Here is a 17522-nt window from a genome sequence, read left to right on the forward strand (position 1 = left end):
TGCTTGAAGACCTCAAGACATTTATCGCCCAGGAATGATAGAACTCGTCCTGCAAACCTCTATCGAGTGCCTGTCCAACATTCAGTGCTCATAGGTTGGGTTTTAGGTACCACCGGGGGTCAAAACCTGGCTCTGGCGGTGTCAGAGAGACAGACTTTTTCACGGTTGGTTTGCCGAAGAGAGATTTGATGAATGAGAAGGTCAAGAGTTATTGCTTTTTCGAGAGAAGTTTTGGCCACTAAATTCATGAAAAAACAGTAAAAATGTTTCTGGGTCGCGGACTCTCGCGGACGCGCACGAACGGCAACACGCCGGTTGGCTATAAGGCTGCCACAAAGCAGCGATTGGCGGGGCCGCCAATCGCCACCCTGGCTGGATCAGACAGTAAAGCCGTGATGGGTACCGTCGGGTAGTTCAACATCCAGCTTAAGCTTAGCGCCAGTTGCTTCCACATAGCGCTTCAGAGACGACAGCTTGATATCTTTCCCAGCGCGCTCAATGCCGGCAACGGTAGGCTGCTTCACACCAAGGGCGGCAGCGATATCCATTTGAGTCTTGCCCAGCATGGCACGCAACTCAGCCAGATGGATGTCGAGAAGAATTGCGTCAGCTTTGGCGTTCGCCGCCTCAACAACTTCCGGTTTTTCTTCGGCGAGCATCTGATCAAGAGATCGGCCCATTTCAATCACCTCACTTGAGAGTTTTCAGGTGTTCCGTGAACTCTCTATCTGCCACGGGAATCATGCGATCGTAAAAACGCTTATCCCCAGTCTTATCACCCGCACAAAGTAGAATTCCCTTCCTTTGTGGATCAAAAGCAAAAAAGGCTCGTATCGGTTTCCCGCCGCTGCTAATTCGCAGCTCCTTCATGTTGCTGTGTGAGGAGTCATACACGGTGTCCGCGTATGGTCTTGGCAACATAGGCCCTTTCTGCCGTAGAACCTTCATTGCGGCAAGCACATCGGCGCGCTCGCTATCTGTTAACCCCTTGAACCATTCATCGAATGTATCCGTTGATATTACATCCCACATGAAAACAATCCTGTCTATAGGCTGTAGACTATATAGGTCTTAGCCTATAGTCAAGGCTAGACTACACTACGTCCATTACGCCTGTGGGCGCCAGTCACTACCGAACAAATCCCCGTATAGACCTTTCCCCGCACATCCTCAAAATCAGGCGTCAGCCGGTTTGCCAAAATCACATCTGCTTCCTGCTTGTCCAACGTGGCTGTGAGGTTCAGCTCTTTTTCGGACAGGAACTGATTGATTTTCGCATCTTCAATGGGGCTGATCCGATCATTCAGCAGCTGAACCTTTTGGCTATCAATATCCAGAGCGACCACTTCGTGGTGCTGAGCTAAGAGCAAAGCGTTGGATAAGCCAACTTAGCCAGTGCCTGCGATTGCTATTTTTATGAAATAAAAGATCCTTTTTGAATGATTTCAGAAAAGTCAGGCACGCCCATATCGATCCTCAAACCGAACGATATCATCCTCCCCCAGATAAGAGCCGCTTTGCACTTCGATCAGTTCAAGGGGAATACGGCCGGGATTTTCCAGGGCGTGAACCTTGCCAACGGGGATATAGACGGATTCGTTCTCCGTTATCAGTTCCTGCTTTCCATCAATGGTCACTTCCGCCGTGCCAGACACCACAATCCAGTGCTCAGCGCGGTGATGGTGCATCTGTACGGAGAGTTTTTCGCCCGGTTTCACGGTGATGCGTTTTACCTGATAGCGTTGTCCGCTATCGACGGAGTCGTATTTGCCCCAGGGACGATACACCTCACGGTGGAGCTTGTACTCCGACCGCCCTTTTGATTTCAAGGTGTCCACCAGGTGCTTTACCCCCTGAACCTCATCTTTATGGGCGACCAAAACCGCGTCCTTGCTTTGCACAATGACCAGGTTTTCCACTCCCACGGTGGTCACCAGGGCATTTTCGGCCATGACAAGGTTATTCCGGGCATTATGATGAAGCACATCCCCTTTATTGGCGTTGCCATTTTCATCTTTTTCCGCAATCTGCCACAGTGAGGACCAGGATCCCACGTCACTCCAACCTGCTGACAGGGGCACAACAACAGCCTTACAGGTGCGTTCCATGACCGCATAGTCCACGGACTCCGAAGGGCAGGACAGAAATGCTTCATGGTTCACGCGAACAAAGTCCAGGTCCCCGCTCCTGGCTGCATATGCCGCCTCGCAGGCCTGATAAATATCCGGGCGATATTCTTTTAGCTCTTCCAGGTACTTGTCAGCGCGGAACAGGAACATACCGCTGTTCCAGTAGTAGTCTCCGCTTTGTATGTAGGTGTCGGCGGCATCCTGTTCCGGCTTCTCAACAAATTCCGCCACGGTAAAGCCGCTGGCCTGCGCTTCGCCCCTGCGAATGTAGCCGTAGCCGGTTTCCGCATGGGTGGGGACAATACCGAAGGTGACTAGTTCACCCTTTTCTGCAAGTGGTATCGAGGACGTCACCACCTCACGAAATTCTGGCGCGTCCGCAATCGCATGATCCGCCGCCAACACCAACAACAGGGCATCCTGCTTTTTCTGCTGTGCAGTCAACGCCGCCAGGGCAATGGCAGGTGCGGTGTTACGGCCTGCCGGTTCCAGAATGATGTTGTGGTTCAAGTGCCCCATCTGCCGCAACTGCTCTGCCGCCAGAAAACGGTGGTCTTCATTACAGATCAACAGTGACTCCGCCACATCCAGACCGTCCAATCGGGCGATGGTTTCCTGCAGCATGGAGCGTTCACCCGCAAGGGGCAGAAACTGTTTCGGGTACGCTTGGCGAGACATGGGCCAAAGGCGGGTACCATTGCCACCCGCCATGATTACGGGAAAAATCATGAGAACATCCTGTGTCTATTATAAAACGATTATTGCCAGGCCAGTACAACGCGGCGTGCCAGATCCTTTCGTGCGATAGGGTCAGATACTGTGGCCAGAGTTTTTACAACCTGCGCCCTTACCTCCGGACTTTGAGCCCGCTCGCGGGCCCACTGTTGATAGAGCTCCTTGCCGCTGGCGTAATCCAATTTCATCAGAAGAGTCATCCGCTGCTTTTCCAGCAACTCCGGCCGGTCCGGTTGGGCTTCCAGCAGTTCCACGGCTTCTGCGGTTTTGTCTCTTTGGTCTAACACATTGGCCAATGCATGGAACATCAGTGGCTTGTGATTACCTTCCTCGATTCCTTTTCGCAGTAGTGTTTCTGCCTCATCGTAACGAGCAAGCACCAGATAGAGATAAGCCAAGCGCACATGGAATACCGGATTGGCGGGGTTTCGGGCCAAGGCCAGTTGGTAGAAATGCTCGGCCCCCTCGTATTCGAATTCCGCCTCACGGCAGGTGCCAAGCAGCATGTAAATATAAGGCTGACTCTTACCCGCCAACAAAACCCGAACCAGCGCCTTTTCCGCTTTATCTGCATGACCACGGACTTTAAGCGCCATGGCCAGCTTCTCCCATACCTGAGCATCATAAGGTGCTTCCTGCTCTACCCGCTGCGTCAACTCTTCAACGCACAGGGGTTGCAAGGGATTCTCCCGCGCATACACAAGCAGATCATCAAGCGCTTCCGGAACCGGGCCTAGCCCGGGAATCGGTTCTGCCTGGTCAGCGGCGGACAACAGCTCCTGATAGACCGAGAGCGCATCTCCCTTCACGTCAGCGTCCGGAACCCACTGCGGGCTTTCTTCCTCTGCCCGATAATCCGCAAAGGCAAGCAAAGCCTCCCAGAGTTCATCCATTTCACGAAATTTGGATTCGGGTAAACGATCGCGAACCGACTGCTCTATCTGATCGTGAACCAAGGACGTTTTAATGGGGCTGGGTACGCTTTCGTCCAACCCAAGGTCGAAAGCCTGATTGACCAGCACAGGCACATTCAAACCGGACAACACCGCCTGTTGAGTAGCCACTAACCTTTGCTGCTTGGGACAGGACTGTAGAAATTCGAGAATACGGCGGTTGTAGGCAAGCCACATATCTGCTGCCAGCAATGGGTTAAACCAGAAGCCGCCATCTACTTCGTTAGCCCCCTCGGATAGAGATATAGACTCGCTATGGCGGCGGTAAAGGGATTGAATGCTTCCGCTCCAATGCCGCAGCAACACCAAATAGCACCCCCTCTCTCCTAAAATTTTTCGCCATTCCGACAGAAACAGGCAAGTACGCGGATCTTTGGCGCCCCAAAGCCCAGTTTTGGAGGCGCTCCGCCCGTAAATATAGCTCTTTAGTATGTCCAAACGAACACCGGTATCAAACTCGCGCTCATCATGTAAACGCCAGTCGATACCGCTCAAACACAGTAACCGGTCATGCAAACTGACCAGTGGCAAATCCTCATAATGCCCTTCTGGGTTGGAAATTCCTGGGGCCATCAAGTAAAACCCCATATTTAAACCCGAGTGATGGAACCACTTTGAAAGTGAGGACGAAAGGGAGCGGTGAAAGGCCAGTATAAACACACTAATGTCTGAAAACTCACGCAAAAAAGTCGAAGACAGCATCAACTATATACTGGGCTTGAGCTTTTTTAAGCCCATACCACATTGGTAATCGAACCAGCTTTTCACTCTCCACAGTAGTAAATCTATCATCACCAAAAAATCTACCAAACGTCTGCCCTGCGGGCGAAGAATGAAGCGGGATATAATGAAAGACCGCCATGACGCCTTTCTCTTTCAGAAAAGAGATCAGATTCGACCTCACTTCAAGACTATCGACCTTGAGGTAGAACATATGTCCATTAGCCCTACAGCCATCAGGAATCGTTGGCAGTTCAAAAACCCCTCGATCTTCGAGCTTCTTAAACTTAGTGTAATAAAATTCAAAAAGATCAAGTCTGAAATCGTTAATCTCTTCTGCATGCTCCAACTGAGAATAAAGATAAGCGGACTGAATTTCAGAAGGTAAGTAACTACTTCCAACGTCTACCCATGTGTACTTATCTACCTGACCTCTAAAAAACTGACTTCTGTTAGTGCCTTTTTCTCGTATTATTTCAGCCCTTTTTATAAAATCTTTATTATTAATAAGTAACGCACCACCCTCACCCCCGCTCGTGTAATTTTTTGTCTCATGAAAGCTAAATGTAGCTAGATCACCAATACTACCCAAGGCTTTCCCTTTATAGGTTGACATCATAGCCTGAGCAGCATCCTCTATCACATATATTTTATGCCTTTTTGCGATTCCCATTATCTCATCCATTTCGCAAGAAACTCCGGCGTAATGCACAGGAACAATAGCTTTCGTCTTATCCGTTATCGCATCCTCTATTTTCTTTTCATCAATATTCATTGTATCTTTTCGAATATCAACAAAAACAATTCTTGCACCATGCATAACAAAGGCATTAGCCGTACTAACAAATGTATAGCTAGGCATAATAACCTCATCACCGGGCTTTAACCCTATAAGCATACCCGCCATTTCTAACGCCGCTGTACAGGAAGGAGTAACAAGGCACTTCTTAATTAAAAACCTTTCCTCTATCCACTGCTGACATAAATTACCATAGATAGAATCCCCGGAAAGTTTTTTACTCTCTAACGCAGATGCTATATAATCGATCTCACTACCTACAACCGCAGCCTCATTAAATCTAATCATTCACCTCACCCAAAATAACTTTGTCAACAAGATTTTTTTCAAGAACACTACAAAAACCAATAGGATTATAATGATGATCGCTAGGATCTCTTTTTAAGATCTCTGGTTTCAGGCGGCCTTGAGCATTCATTATCAACGGGTCAAGATTAATAAACCTAACATTCTCGATAGAAGCTAAGACATAATCCATCTGTTCATTAAACAGCTTAGTTGCGCCAATACGTTCTTTATAAGAGGCATACACAGACTCCCTTTGGACTCTATTATCGGGCACTGAAAGACTCCGATCTACACCATCTTGAACAGTAGGTAATGGGACACTAAGAACGATCACTTTCTCTACACTCTGGGCCAGTTCAAGCGCGTATTTTTTTATATTCAAAAGAGCCTTACTTAGACGAGAAAAAATATCTTCGCCGTTTAAGCTCCTTTTTTTCCACGCCAAAAACCCAACATCCACCTCACCAAGACATAGTATAACCAATTCAGGGTTAATGTTTGCCAAATTAAACAAAAACTTGTCCCGGGCATTAGTTTTACTTCTCTCATTGTAAAGACCAGATGCCGTAGCACCGTAAACAGTAGAGAAAAAAACTTGGTGGTTTTCAAAAAAATTGGCATAGGAAAAATATTGCGAGTGGGAGTCGCCAAGAATTAGAACCTTCTTATTCTTAAAATTATCTTTAGCTCTAGACAAGGCTACAACAAATTTTTTAAGTAGTTGATCATTATCATTCCCCTCGTAAAACTTCTTGCATTTACTCCTACAAATTTCAAGAGCTTCGTCGTCACTTACTAATTCACGAAGAAATTCAAAAAGGGCGCCCTCACTTTTAAAGATGAAGTCATCATGCAAATAAAGGTTTCCATCATTGTTATCTAATGTTAAAACTGCAACTCCCTGCTCAATAGCGGTTCTAACAGCGCGACCACCGCCTTTGTGGTAAGGCATTATAAAAACATCTGAGCTTCTTATTTTTTTTACGAAATTAGGTTCGTTCTTTATAAACTCAAACTGACTTATATTAACATCACTTAAGACTCCCGCTTTCTTTAGCATCGCTATTCCGCTCTCCTGAGACAAGCCTAGAATAGTATAAGACCATCCATCATTTTCACCAAGAAAGTCAGAGACATGCCTTAAAAAAAGATGCAACCTTTTCTCTTCAACTCGCTTATCTATGTCATATGCTGCAGTAATTAATCGATTACCCTTTACTTCAGGGAAGCCGCGCTCTTGTAACTCAAAATTATCTGAAAGCGGATAACTAATCTGCCTTTCAATTACATGATAATAATTTTTAGGTGCAGCTGTGTTCTTCACACGTTCATCATGGGCCATGACGCATTCAATTGTTGGTTTTACTGCTGGAGACAAACCGACTTGCATGGGAACATAGACAGTAGGAAAAGCTTTTGCCAAAGCTGATATTATGATTGAGGGTCTATAATCAAAGTAAACAATCACACTTGGAGAAAGAGAGCACATCACCCTACCAACCTCCTCCAAATACCCATCACCTTCACTTATTACTTCTGTTAAGTATAAGACATCTACATTTTCACCAATAAGACCGTAATCCTTTCTCAACTTATCTTTTATATCAAATTTATTACACCTAAAGCTATAACCCGAAACACCTGTAACCATGGACAAACTGTTCCCATGTCCTACCACTAGAGTAACTTCATCAATTTCACTACTGGTCGACAGAGAGTGCAAGTAATCTAAAACTAGCTTAGTTCCTGTTTGATTCCTAATCGGTGAAATATCTTCTACGTATACAACTACGTTAGAACAGGTACTTTTTTCAGATGAACCATGCTCAAAGTAACGAGAAACTTTACTAGATATATCGTTGAAAGACTGAACTAAGAAGGGATCTTTCAAAGACCAGAACGACTTATTTGATTTATCAATAAAACCTTGCCTGGGATTTCTTACGATTGAGATCAAATTTCTGATAGAAGTCTCTAACAAATACTCAAGATACAAATCATTTAAAACCTTCTTAGAATCGCGATATAATTTTTCATCCCTCCTCGCGTACAAACATAAAGCAAGAAGATCCGATACAATTATATCTTTACTTTCTTTCAACTCTTTTATGAAATATTCAATAATATCGAGAGTAACTTCAAAACCGCCAGCCAACAAAGCTTTTTTTGACAACGAAAAAAATTCATCAAGGATTCTTTTTTGGTTATAGATATTTTTATTGATTCTTCGTCCGTCGACAATTCTTTTATAAAAATCAATAGGAAAAAAGTCACTCATACCAAATACTCAAATCAATACCTAGAGTTTTTTCCAGCTTTATATTTTCCTTCCAATAGATTTCAAAAAGCTGCTCCCGTATTTTCTTTTCTACACTCACCTTGCTATTTATCGCAGAGTTTTTATGAGGAAAAACATTATCTCCTTCCTCTAAGCCAGCCCATGTCGAAATACTTTTCCTATATGAAATGTCTTTTATGAATTCTTCAGCGACCACAATCTTACATCTATCCCACTCTATACCTTTCAAAAACTTTTCTATAAAATCACAGTAAAACCCTCTATTTATATACTCATAAGGATTCACAGATACAGAACCATAATCTTTGTCAGGTTTTGAGAAAAGTGCTTCTTCAATAGGCCTATTCTCAAGCCCATTCTCAACTGAAAAAAAGTAGTTAGATATTGCTCGATCAATCGGATTTCTAATCGATATTATCACTCTATAATTATCGAAATTACTTGCTATTAACTCAGAAACTTCAGGATACTCAATATAGCTAGTCGCTTTATCTATATTAACAAAACCTTCTTTCCCCGCATTTATAATCTCACTTTCCCAGTTTTTGCTTAATAACGGCTTCCTTTCTGGTCTTATTGGGTAAGGCAAGTATGCCTTTCCGAAACTTCCAAGAAAATTAACCAGAGAGGTTGTTGCACACCTTTGGCAGCCTACTATAAACAACCACTCATCTTTAATCATTCTAGTCACCTAAATTGAAATATATACACTAATCACAACATGAAAATTTATTGAGAATAATATCGCTTGAGCAAAACTTCATAAAGCGTACTATCATATTCGTTCGCATCCATCAATTTAGAAAATACCTCCGGCGATATTCTCTGTTCAAACTCCTTGAGTTTTTCCTTCAGGGCCTTATTAATATCCCGACTTACATTCTTCTCCACAGGCTTGAGCTGAATATCTTTGAATCCATGTTCACGAAGCCAGGTTTCCAAGCGTGCCATGGAGTCTGCAAACTGCTCGACGATTCCAACGAACGGTAATGTCCCCAGTGCCTTCTCAGCACGGGTAAATTCGTCCCCTTGTTTCTCACCAAACATCATGGCTAAACGCTGCATATGAAAATTTCGGCACTGCCTGTCGTGCGGGAGTGCTAAACGGGTTTCAATATAGCCAGACAAGTCTGTATTTCTGGCAAGTACCGCACCAAAGCTGTCACCACCCTGCTTAGTTTCGAAGGCATAGGCAGAGGCAATCCGATCAATGGGATGGCGCATGAAAATTACGGGGAGCACCTTGATGCCCTCCAGTTTTGGCGGCGGAAGGTAAGCCGTATGGGATGAAAACACCTTGGCTTGTGGATTATCCTGTATCCACTGGGCAACCTGTTCCCGATTCTGTTTGAGATTTCCCGGGAATTCCTGGGTTACCCACTCGTCGCCTTTGAAGTTTTCTTTAAAGGCCGCGTCCAAGGAAGTTCCGGCGTTTTTGAAAAGGTGATAATGAAGAATGACTTTCCGCATGTATGTGTTCCAGAGTTAACCCGGCATGGTAGCCGGGCGACCATGTGTTTACTCAGGCACTCAGCAACGCCCGAATGCGATTGGGCGGATACACACCCACGCCCTCAAGCACGCCCTTCATGCCCTTGATTCCGTTTTCCAGACTGTAGTTGCTTCGCGCCAGTGCCAAGGCGTTGTCAGAGATCTGCTGCCAACGCGTTTCACTCTCGTACAATTCCTTGATGGCGTCTACCCAGGCTTGGGGCTCTTCCACGATCATCGCGCTTACGCCGTGTGTTAGCCCGGTAGCTTCTGCTGCTACTGGCGAGAGTACCTGAGGTACACCGGCAGACATACCCTCCAGTACTTTGCCTTTAATACCAGCGCCTGACAGCAACGGCGCTACAATAACCCGGCGGTTCTCGAACACGTCGTCCAGGTTTTCCACGAAGCCTTCGAGCACCACGTCGTCGGCTTCAAACTTGCTGAAGCTCTCTGGCATGTTACTGCCGTACACGTGGAATTTAGCATCGGGTAACTGCTTTCGCAGAAGCGGCATGACTTTCTCGGCGAAAAATTCGACTGCCTCAACATTGGGGGCATGCTTGTAGCCACCCAGGAATCCGATGCCGGTACGTTCTTTGTATGGGGTTTGGTGGCCACGGCCATCCAGTACCCAGGGGCACATAAACAGGTTGTCCCCTTTAAGGTTGTGGCTAAGGATCACCGCGTGCTCCGTGGGATTGTAGGAGAGAATGCCATCCACCTGGCGCATCAGGGTTAATTCCCTGTCCCTTGTTGCCAGCGGGCCGGAAAGGTCGCTTTTCTTCGCCGCCAGGGCGGCGCGCAATTCCCGCAGGAAATGCAGGTCGGCGTTGTTGAACAGCACCCGGGCTTTCGTGTGCTTGCGGATTGCTGGCAGGTGGCGCTCTGCTACGTCGTAACGGGTAATGTAAACAATATCGAATTCGTCACCGCGTTGTTGCAGGATTTGCTCGATAGAGCTATTGAACGGTGCGTAGAAGGTTTCCACACCCATTCGATGCAGGTTGTCCGAATATTTCCCCATATGGGCCATGTTTTCCGCCACGAAACTGACTTTGCAGCCGTTGGCTTGCAGCATCCGCATTTCCTGGATGGCCGCGTAGGAACCGGCATCGTGATCGGGCCTCGGCACGGCGTAATCAATCATCAATACCCGGTACGCCACGTTGCGATCCTTGTTGAAACGCACATTGTCCAGGGATGCCTGGCCATTGCCCATGTAGGCGTCCACCCACTTGGCCCGAAATTTCGGGGCGTTGATTGCCTGATTTTTCTTGATACCCTGGGTCAGGTCACGGCCATTGCTCATGCCTTCAAAATGGACCACTACGGATTGCGGTACATAGACCGTCTTGTAACCGGCATCGCGGATTTTGAAGGCCAGATCAGTATCTTCGTAATAGGCTGGGGCAAACTCATCACTAAAGCCGCCGACTTCCTGCCAGATCTTGGTGGGGATCATCAATGATGCCCCAGACAGGTAGTCGGCCTGGCGTGCGTAGTTCCATTCAGGAGCTTCGGCATTCTGCCCGTTGCCAAGATTCCACGGATTGCCATTGCCCCAGACGATGCCGCCGGCTTCTTGCAATACACCGTTCGGGTAGATCAGCTTGGATCCTGTCATCCCCACCTTGTCGAATCGCTCCATGGCTTCCAGCTGTTCGTCCAGCCAGCCGGAGGTCACCTCGGTATCGTTGTTAAGCATCACCAGGTATTTACCTTTGGCTTGTTTGGCTGCTTTGTTGCAGTTGCGCAGGAAGCCAAGGTTATGCTCATTCACAATCACATTGACGTTTTCAACGATGTCTTTCAGTTCCGTGGTCTTATCGGATGAGCAATCGTCCACTACGATGACTTCGTAGCTGGCCTTATTCCAGGCCAACAGAATCGACGCCAGAGCGTGGTAAGTCAGTTCGAATTTGTTATGGACCGGAATGACAATGGATGCGTCGGGCTTTTTGACTTCAGGAAGGGTGAGGCGAGGGTATTTTTTGCGCCCCTGCCAGCTTTCCACGACAACCTCGTGGGCCTGCATGACGTTTGCGGTAAGCTCGCGGGCTTTGACAGGGTCTTTCAGCTTGCTGATTTCTTCAAGCTGTTTACGAAGTGACGTATAACGGTAGCCCGCAGTTCTTGAAAGTGACGAATAATTCAGTTCTTTGGCGCTGTTGGTCAAATGCTCCCAAGGGGTTTGGATACTCGGGAATACATCAACATAGGTTGCTTCCGCTGTATTATTGCCAACAACTGACACCGTCAGGGCATGTACGCATCCGTCACACATGGACGTTGGCAACGGTATGTTGAAGTGATACGAGCCGTCGTTGCTGAGAACAGCCCCGGATTCTCCCACCGTTTTCCCTTCTTCGTCGGTAAGGATGAGGCCAATACTTTCATCAGTGGCCTGCGGAATACTCACAGTTCCCCGCAGATGGGACCATTCAATGTTTTCGAATGTAATCTCCGCTTTCTGCAAGCCTTCGAGCTTCAGCGGCTTTTCCGTAACAATTTTTCTGCTGCTTGCTTCAATCAGCATCAGCTCAACGGAATCCAGATGCTTTGGTATCTGCACTTTGATCCGGAACCCGTAGTTCCCAGTGCCAATTCCCTGCTTCTCGAGATCATCCCTGAACAGTTCCGCCACCCCTGTTCCCAGAACGTCACCTGACCGGGAATGCACTTCCAGAACTACACTTTTGTCCGGCTCATTGGGATTCCATGCCCAACCGCTGACATACCCGCCATCGTAGGCATCCAGACAGCCCTGAACTTCCGGTCGTTTCACTTTACTTGTTTCAGTCGCAAACAGTTTTTTCATGTCTAAAATCCATTTCTTAATTGTGTAAGGTTTGATCTTTTTTTATTGTTAGTGTCTACCTGACAACAAACCCATCAGATAGGATCCGTAATTGGTTTTAGTAAGATTTTCCGCACAGTCACGCAGGTATTGATCCGATATCCAGCCTTGCGACCACGCAATTTCCTCTAGACACGCTACTTTCAGCCCCTGCCGGTGCTCGATGGTTTGCACGTAACTGCTGGCTTCCAACAGGCTGTCGTGGGTGCCGGTATCCAGCCATGCGAACCCGCGGCCAAGGCGCTCCACATGCAGGTCGCCCCGTTCCAGGTAGGCGTTGTTCACGCAGGTGATTTCCAACTCGCCACGGTTTGAAGGCGTTACGCTCTTCGCGATTTCGACAACGTCGTTATCGTAGAAGTACAATCCGGTCACGGCGTAATTAGATTTCGGCTCTGCAGGTTTTTCTTCGATGGAGATGGCTTTGCCGCTATCATCGAAGTCCACCACGCCGAATCGTTCCGGATCTTTCACCATGTAGCCGAAGATGGTGGCTCCGGATTCTTTGGCGGCTGCCCGCTTCAGCTGCTCTGTAAAGTGCTGGCCGTGAAAGATGTTGTCGCCCAGTACCAGGCATACAGAATCATTACCAATAAACTCTTCACCAATGATAAACGCCTGGGCCAGGCCATCCGGGCTGGGTTGTTCGGCGTAGCTGAACTGAATGCCGAACTGGCTGCCTTCACCAAGGAGCTTCTGGTACTGGGGCAAGTCGTCCGGGGTGGAGATGATCAGAATCTCGCGGATTCCAGCCAGCATGAGTACCGAGATGGGGTAATAGATCATCGGTTTGTCGTAGATGGGCAGGAGTTGTTTGGATACGCCGTGTGTGATGGGATGCAGCCGCGTGCCGGAGCCTCCAGCTAGGATGATGCCTTTCATTGTTTCTCCAGATATTCACTCAGGGTCAGCGCCAGTTGGCTCTGCCAGTCTGGCAGCCGGATGTTCAGGGCAGTCTCGATTTTGCTCAGGTCCATCCTTGAGTTCAGCGGGCGCTTTGCCGGTGTCGGGTAGTCGCTGGTGGGGATGGGGTGGGCGTCATCAGGGCCCATGGTTAATGCTTCCCCGGCTTGCTGCGCCTGGCGGAAGATGTCCTGTGCGAAGCCGTGCCAGCTGGTTTCTCCCCTTGGGGCCAGGTGGTACACGCCGTTGGGCATGTTGCTGCGGATGGCCAGTACGGTGGCTTCGGCAATCAGTCTGGCCGGTGTGGGGGCGCCTATCTGGTCTGCCACGATGTTCAATTCGGTTTTGCTTTTGGCCAGGCGCAGCATGGTTTTCATGAAGTTGTTGCCACGGGCGCTGTAGACCCAGCTGGTGCGGAAGATGAGGTGTTCCGCGCCGCTTTGCTCAATGGCCTGGTCGCCTTCGAGCTTGGTTTGGCCGTAGGTGCTTAGCGGGCCGGTGGCGCTGGTTTCCCGCCAGGGTTCGGTACCGCTGCCGGGGTAGACGTAGTCGCTGCTGTAGTGCACCAGGAAGGCACCCTGCTCTGCGCTGTATTTTGCCAGTTGTTCGGGCAGGCCGGCGTTGAGTCTTCGGGCGGCTTCGGTGTTTTCTTCGGCGGCGTCTACGGCGGTCCAGGCGGCTGCGTTTACGATCAGGTCCGGATGCTGGCATTCCAGATAGTCGGCCACGGCCTGGGGGTTCATCAGGTCCAGTTCTTGTCTGCCTGGGGCTGTAATGGCGCCCAGAGGGGCCAGGGTTCGGTGGAGTTCGAAGCCCACTTGGCCGGTTTTGCCTAGGAGTAGAATTTTCATGTGCTCACCCCCAGCCGTTCCCCCTGGTAGCTGCCGTCTTGTACGCGTTTCCACCAGATTTTGTTTTCGATGTACCACAGCACGGTTTTGCGCAGGCCGGTTTCGAAGGTTTCCCGGGGTGTCCAGCCCAGCTCCCGTTCGATTTTGCTGGCGTCGATGGCGTAGCGCAGGTCGTGGCCCGGGCGGTCGGCTACGAAGGTGATCTGGTCGCGGTAGTTTGTGCTCTTGGGGACCTGTTCCTGCAGGATGTCGCAGATGGTTTGCACCACTTCGATGTTTTGTTTCTCGTTATGGCCGCCGATGTTGTAGGTCTCCCCGACTCCGCCGTTCTGTGCCACCAGGATGAGGGCGCGGGCGTGGTCTTCCACGTAGAGCCAGTCTCGGATCTGGCTGCCGTCGCCGTACACCGGAAGTGGTTTGCCCGCCAGGGCGTTGAGGATGACCAGCGGGATGAGTTTTTCCGGGAAGTGGTACGGGCCGTAGTTGTTGCTGCAGTTGGTGATCAGCGTGGGCAGGCCGTAGGTGCGTTGCCAGGCTCTTACCAGGTGGTCGGAGCTGGCTTTGCTGGCGCTGTATGGGCTGCTTGGGGCGTAGGGAGTGGTTTCCGTGAATAGTGGTAAGGATTGCCCCCTCTCCCCTGGCCCCTCTCCCGCAAGGGGAGAGGGGAACGCAGGTTCCGACCCGTGCGGAGTTGGAAACGTTTGTTCGGCCAGGTCGCCGTAGACTTCATCGGTACTGATGTGGTGGAAGCGGAAGGTTTCGGCTTTGGCGGGGTTGGTTTCTTTCAGGCTTCGCCAGTAGTTCTTTGCGGCTTCCAGCAGGGTGTAGGTGCCGATGATGTTGGTTTCCATGAAGGCGGCGGGGCCGTCTATGGAGCGGTCTACGTGGCTTTCGGCGGCCAGGTGCATGACGACGTCTGGCTGATGGGTGTTGAAGGCCTGTTGCATGGCCTTGGCATCGCAGATGTCGGCCTGGATGAAGGTGTAGCGGGGGTTGTTGGCTACGGTTTCCAGGGATTCCAGGTTGCCGGCGTAGGTGAGCTTGTCCACGTTGATAACGGTGTGGTCGGTGTTGTGGATGAGTTCACGTACTACGGCAGAGCCAATGAAGCCGGCGCCGCCGGTTATTAGAAAGGTTTTTGGCATGGTGCTTTGGTTTCCTTGCTTGGCCACTATACCCACAAAAGAACACGAAAATAAAAACAAAAAATCTTTTATCTATTTCGTGTCTTTTCGTGGTTTTAGTGGCAAAAAATCAGTATCTCTTCCCCGCCGCCTGCTCTGCAGTCGCAAGGCCGAGGGTGCTCAGGATTTTCTGGTTGATTTCCCGTACATTAAAACGCTCCCTGGCCAGTTTGTAACTCGCTTCGCCCATGGGAGCGATGAGACCGGGGTTTCGGATCAGCTTCAGCATGGCTTCTTCAAGCTCGTGCTGGTTGTGGGGCTTTACCAGGTAGCCGTTGACCTCGTGCTCTACGGTTTCGCGGCAACCGGGCATGTCGGTGGTGATCACCGGGCGGCCCATGGCGAGGGCTTCCTGGGTGCTGCGGGGGACGCCTTCGCGGTAGTAACTGGGCAGAACGAACACGCTGCTTTCCGCCAGCCAGGGCACCACGTTGTCCACAGTGCCGGGGTAGGTAATGATGTTTTCCGCCGCCAGCTGTTTCATTTCATGTTTGCTGATGCCGTGCTTTTCGTCTGGCGCGCCCAGCACAATGAACTCCACATCGGGATAACGGTTTTTCAGGGAGCGCGCCGCGTCCAGAAAGTATCGAATGCCTTTTTCCCGTATCAGCCGACCTACAAATATGAAACGGACCGGGTCGGCAACTGGCGGATTGAATGAGTAGCGGTCGAGGCAAACACCAATACCCCCGATCATTGTTGGTAAGGGTTTTTTGATGCCTAGATTCTGCAGGTCTTGCTGATCGTCACGGTTGAGTACCAGCACATGATGAGCTTTGGGCAGGCTGAACCGGAACAGAAGATTGACCACGCTCTGTAACAGGCGTTTCCTCAGGCCTGAGCCTTTGGGACCATTGGTAAATACCCGGCCCATGCCTTCGATTTTGGCCACACGGACGGACACGCCCGCCATGCTGGCTGCCAAAGTGCCCCAGATGGATGGTTTGGTGAAGAAGCAGAACGTCAGCGAGATGTTGTAACTCTTGAACAAACGGCATAACTGCCAGGTGCTGATGAGATCCGCTACCGGATTGGTATTCAGCCGGCCCATCTGATATTTGACCGGGATCGCACCCATGGCAAGGATGGCACGCTCTGTCTTCCGGCTGTAATTGGTGGCGAAGGCATACACTTCATGCCCTGCACGCACCATATCTTTTATCAGCTCTCCCCGGAAACCGAGCAGGGTTTCGGCCAGATTCCCCACCATCGCAATGCGATGACGTGCCTGTTGCGGTTCGTTCAAGGGAATCGCTGATCTGTTGATCAGTGCTTTCCGATCAACACGCTCGCCAGGCCCCTGGTCCACTTTCCGCATTGGGTCTGAAAACGTTCCGGCCACGTGGCCGACTGTTCTCGCCATTCCTGTAACTCTTCCAGTGTGTTTTCGGGAGTGGTGTAAGTGCCGGTTTTGCGGCTAATGTACAGTGGGTAATCAATCAGGGCGGCTGCCACCAGCTCCTGCAACGTTAAGGTGCGCTGGCGGCGGACACTGTCGCTTTTATCGATCGTCAGCCCCCAACCTGCATAAAAAGGTTGCCCATGGCATGTGACCGGTTTATGTCGGATCAGCGCTTCAAAGCCAGTCAGAGAGGTGTTGACGTGTACCTCGTCACAGCCGTCCAACAGGTCCGTCAATGCGGCGTTGGACACCACTTCATCGCAGATGTGATGAATTCTGTGCTCCCCCTGCCCTTCTGCCCTGGCGCCGGCAACGACATCCGGATGAGGCTTATAAACAAGCCAGGCTTCGGGATGCTCTGCTCGCACGGCTTCCACCAGTGCCAGGTTGGTTTGCACGGTTGTCGCACCGTAAGCGATGGAGGCATCACTTTCCACTTGCCCCACAACGAGTATGACATGTTGCTTGTCTGCGGGGCGGTTCCAGGCTTTACCGGCAGTATTGTATTTGCTGATTCGGGCTTTATTGATCTGGTCGAGCAGGTCCTGCGCGCGCCGGCATTCCTGCTGCGTGTATTCCCGGGCGCACAGCATGTCTTCCAGATCCGACGGGCCGGTTGCGTCGAAGTAGAGCCCACGTTGGTCGACCACCCAGGATAATGGCTGGGCAAACTGCGATCCCAGGCCGACGGACCTTAAGAAGCCGTCTTCAATGCGCAGCAATATGGCGTTTTCCGGCAAACCGGGCGTCGGTCTTTGCCCCCAAATCAGCGCCACATGGCCGGGGCCTACCTGACTTGCCTGGCTGACGAAGATCAGGTCGCTGCCCTGGAAGAACTGCTTGACGTACTTCCGCCAGTATCGCCGGAATCCAATGGCATACACCGGTGCAGTGCCATTAACGCCCAG

The 17522-nt window shown here is 50.0% G+C and carries 15 protein-coding genes; all 15 read right to left on the reverse strand.

Annotated features, from left to right (window positions below; translation table 11 throughout):
• Window positions 1-377 precede the first annotated feature (377 nt).
• A complete protein-coding gene (locus ACJO5Y_RS15075) occupies window positions 378-680 on the reverse strand; it encodes a helix-turn-helix domain-containing protein (RefSeq protein WP_406988329.1) in 303 nt (100 codons plus the stop codon).
• Window positions 681-690: 10 nt separating this feature from the next.
• Window positions 691-1032: a type II toxin-antitoxin system RelE/ParE family toxin gene (locus tag ACJO5Y_RS15080; protein ID WP_406988330.1), complete on the reverse strand. Its 342-nt coding sequence runs from the start codon at window positions 1030-1032 to the stop codon at window positions 691-693.
• 56 nt (window positions 1033-1088) lie between these two features.
• On the reverse strand, window positions 1089-1346 hold the full coding sequence (locus tag ACJO5Y_RS15085) for a hypothetical protein (RefSeq protein WP_406988332.1): 258 nt from the start codon (window positions 1344-1346) through the stop codon (window positions 1089-1091).
• A 108-nt stretch (window positions 1347-1454) separates the two neighbouring features.
• Window positions 1455-2858, reverse strand: a complete 1404-nt coding sequence (locus ACJO5Y_RS15090) for a mannose-1-phosphate guanylyltransferase/mannose-6-phosphate isomerase (RefSeq protein ID WP_406988333.1) — start codon at window positions 2856-2858, stop codon at window positions 1455-1457.
• A gap of 29 nt (window positions 2859-2887) precedes the next feature.
• The gene (locus ACJO5Y_RS15095) at window positions 2888-4405 is read right to left on the reverse strand and encodes a tetratricopeptide repeat protein (protein ID WP_406988335.1); all 1518 of its coding nucleotides are present in this window, start codon (window positions 4403-4405) and stop codon (window positions 2888-2890) included.
• Window positions 4406-4493: 88 nt separating this feature from the next.
• A complete protein-coding gene (gene rffA / locus ACJO5Y_RS15100) occupies window positions 4494-5624 on the reverse strand; it encodes a dTDP-4-amino-4,6-dideoxygalactose transaminase (protein WP_406988337.1) in 1131 nt (376 codons plus the stop codon).
• Complete coding sequence (locus tag ACJO5Y_RS15105; protein ID WP_406988338.1) at window positions 5617-7902, reverse strand: hypothetical protein; 2286 nt, start codon at window positions 7900-7902, stop codon at window positions 5617-5619. Before ACJO5Y_RS15105 ends, rffA begins: the two co-directional genes overlap by 8 nt.
• Complete coding sequence (locus ACJO5Y_RS15110; RefSeq protein WP_406988339.1) at window positions 7895-8605, reverse strand: sulfotransferase family protein; 711 nt, start codon at window positions 8603-8605, stop codon at window positions 7895-7897. Before ACJO5Y_RS15110 ends, ACJO5Y_RS15105 begins: the two co-directional genes overlap by 8 nt.
• A gap of 47 nt (window positions 8606-8652) precedes the next feature.
• Complete coding sequence (locus ACJO5Y_RS15115) at window positions 8653-9393, reverse strand: sulfotransferase family 2 domain-containing protein (RefSeq protein WP_406988340.1); 741 nt, start codon at window positions 9391-9393, stop codon at window positions 8653-8655.
• A gap of 52 nt (window positions 9394-9445) precedes the next feature.
• Complete coding sequence (locus ACJO5Y_RS15120; RefSeq protein ID WP_406988341.1) at window positions 9446-12235, reverse strand: glycosyltransferase; 2790 nt, start codon at window positions 12233-12235, stop codon at window positions 9446-9448.
• A gap of 48 nt (window positions 12236-12283) precedes the next feature.
• Entirely contained in the window at window positions 12284-13156 is an 873-nt protein-coding gene (gene rfbA / locus ACJO5Y_RS15125; protein WP_406988342.1) for a glucose-1-phosphate thymidylyltransferase RfbA, read from the reverse strand.
• Window positions 13153-14028, reverse strand: coding sequence for a dTDP-4-dehydrorhamnose reductase (rfbD, locus tag ACJO5Y_RS15130; RefSeq protein WP_406988344.1), 876 nt, complete (start codon window positions 14026-14028; stop codon window positions 13153-13155). Before rfbD ends, rfbA begins: the two co-directional genes overlap by 4 nt.
• Complete coding sequence (locus ACJO5Y_RS15135; protein ID WP_406988345.1) at window positions 14025-15173, reverse strand: dTDP-glucose 4,6-dehydratase; 1149 nt, start codon at window positions 15171-15173, stop codon at window positions 14025-14027. Before ACJO5Y_RS15135 ends, rfbD begins: the two co-directional genes overlap by 4 nt.
• A gap of 109 nt (window positions 15174-15282) precedes the next feature.
• The gene (locus ACJO5Y_RS15140; RefSeq protein WP_406988346.1) at window positions 15283-16575 is read right to left on the reverse strand and encodes a glycosyltransferase family 4 protein; all 1293 of its coding nucleotides are present in this window, start codon (window positions 16573-16575) and stop codon (window positions 15283-15285) included.
• Window positions 16479-17498, reverse strand: coding sequence for a capsular polysaccharide export protein, LipB/KpsS family (locus ACJO5Y_RS15145; RefSeq protein WP_406988347.1), 1020 nt, complete (start codon window positions 17496-17498; stop codon window positions 16479-16481). The genes ACJO5Y_RS15140 and ACJO5Y_RS15145 overlap by 97 nt, the downstream gene beginning before the upstream one ends.
• Window positions 17499-17522: the final 24 nt, after the last annotated feature.

This window comes from Marinobacter alkalisoli (assembly GCF_045449855.1).
Lineage (GTDB): Bacteria > Pseudomonadota > Gammaproteobacteria > Pseudomonadales > Oleiphilaceae > Marinobacter.

What these genes read in the sequence shown, in the direction of transcription:
- ACJO5Y_RS15075 (WP_406988329.1), bottom strand. Translation starts at nt 680, where the DNA reads ATGGGCCGATCTCTTGATCAGATGCTCGCCGAAGAAAAACCGGAAGTT.
- ACJO5Y_RS15080 (WP_406988330.1), bottom strand. Translation starts at nt 1,032, where the DNA reads ATGTGGGATGTAATATCAACGGATACATTCGATGAATGGTTCAAGGGG.
- ACJO5Y_RS15095 (WP_406988335.1), bottom strand. Translation starts at nt 4,405, where the DNA reads ATGGGGTTTTACTTGATGGCCCCAGGAATTTCCAACCCAGAAGGGCAT.
- ACJO5Y_RS15140 (WP_406988346.1), bottom strand. Translation starts at nt 16,575, where the DNA reads ATGGCGAGAACAGTCGGCCACGTGGCCGGAACGTTTTCAGACCCAATG.
- rfbD (WP_406988344.1), bottom strand. Translation starts at nt 14,028, where the DNA reads ATGAAAATTCTACTCCTAGGCAAAACCGGCCAAGTGGGCTTCGAACTC.
- ACJO5Y_RS15120 (WP_406988341.1), bottom strand. Translation starts at nt 12,235, where the DNA reads ATGAAAAAACTGTTTGCGACTGAAACAAGTAAAGTGAAACGACCGGAA.
- ACJO5Y_RS15105 (WP_406988338.1), bottom strand. Translation starts at nt 7,902, where the DNA reads ATGAGTGACTTTTTTCCTATTGATTTTTATAAAAGAATTGTCGACGGA.
- rffA (WP_406988337.1), bottom strand. Translation starts at nt 5,624, where the DNA reads ATGATTAGATTTAATGAGGCTGCGGTTGTAGGTAGTGAGATCGATTAT.
- ACJO5Y_RS15110 (WP_406988339.1), bottom strand. Translation starts at nt 8,605, where the DNA reads ATGATTAAAGATGAGTGGTTGTTTATAGTAGGCTGCCAAAGGTGTGCA.
- rfbA (WP_406988342.1), bottom strand. Translation starts at nt 13,156, where the DNA reads ATGAAAGGCATCATCCTAGCTGGAGGCTCCGGCACGCGGCTGCATCCC.
- ACJO5Y_RS15090 (WP_406988333.1), bottom strand. Translation starts at nt 2,858, where the DNA reads ATGATTTTTCCCGTAATCATGGCGGGTGGCAATGGTACCCGCCTTTGG.
- ACJO5Y_RS15135 (WP_406988345.1), bottom strand. Translation starts at nt 15,173, where the DNA reads ATGCCAAAAACCTTTCTAATAACCGGCGGCGCCGGCTTCATTGGCTCT.
- ACJO5Y_RS15115 (WP_406988340.1), bottom strand. Translation starts at nt 9,393, where the DNA reads ATGCGGAAAGTCATTCTTCATTATCACCTTTTCAAAAACGCCGGAACT.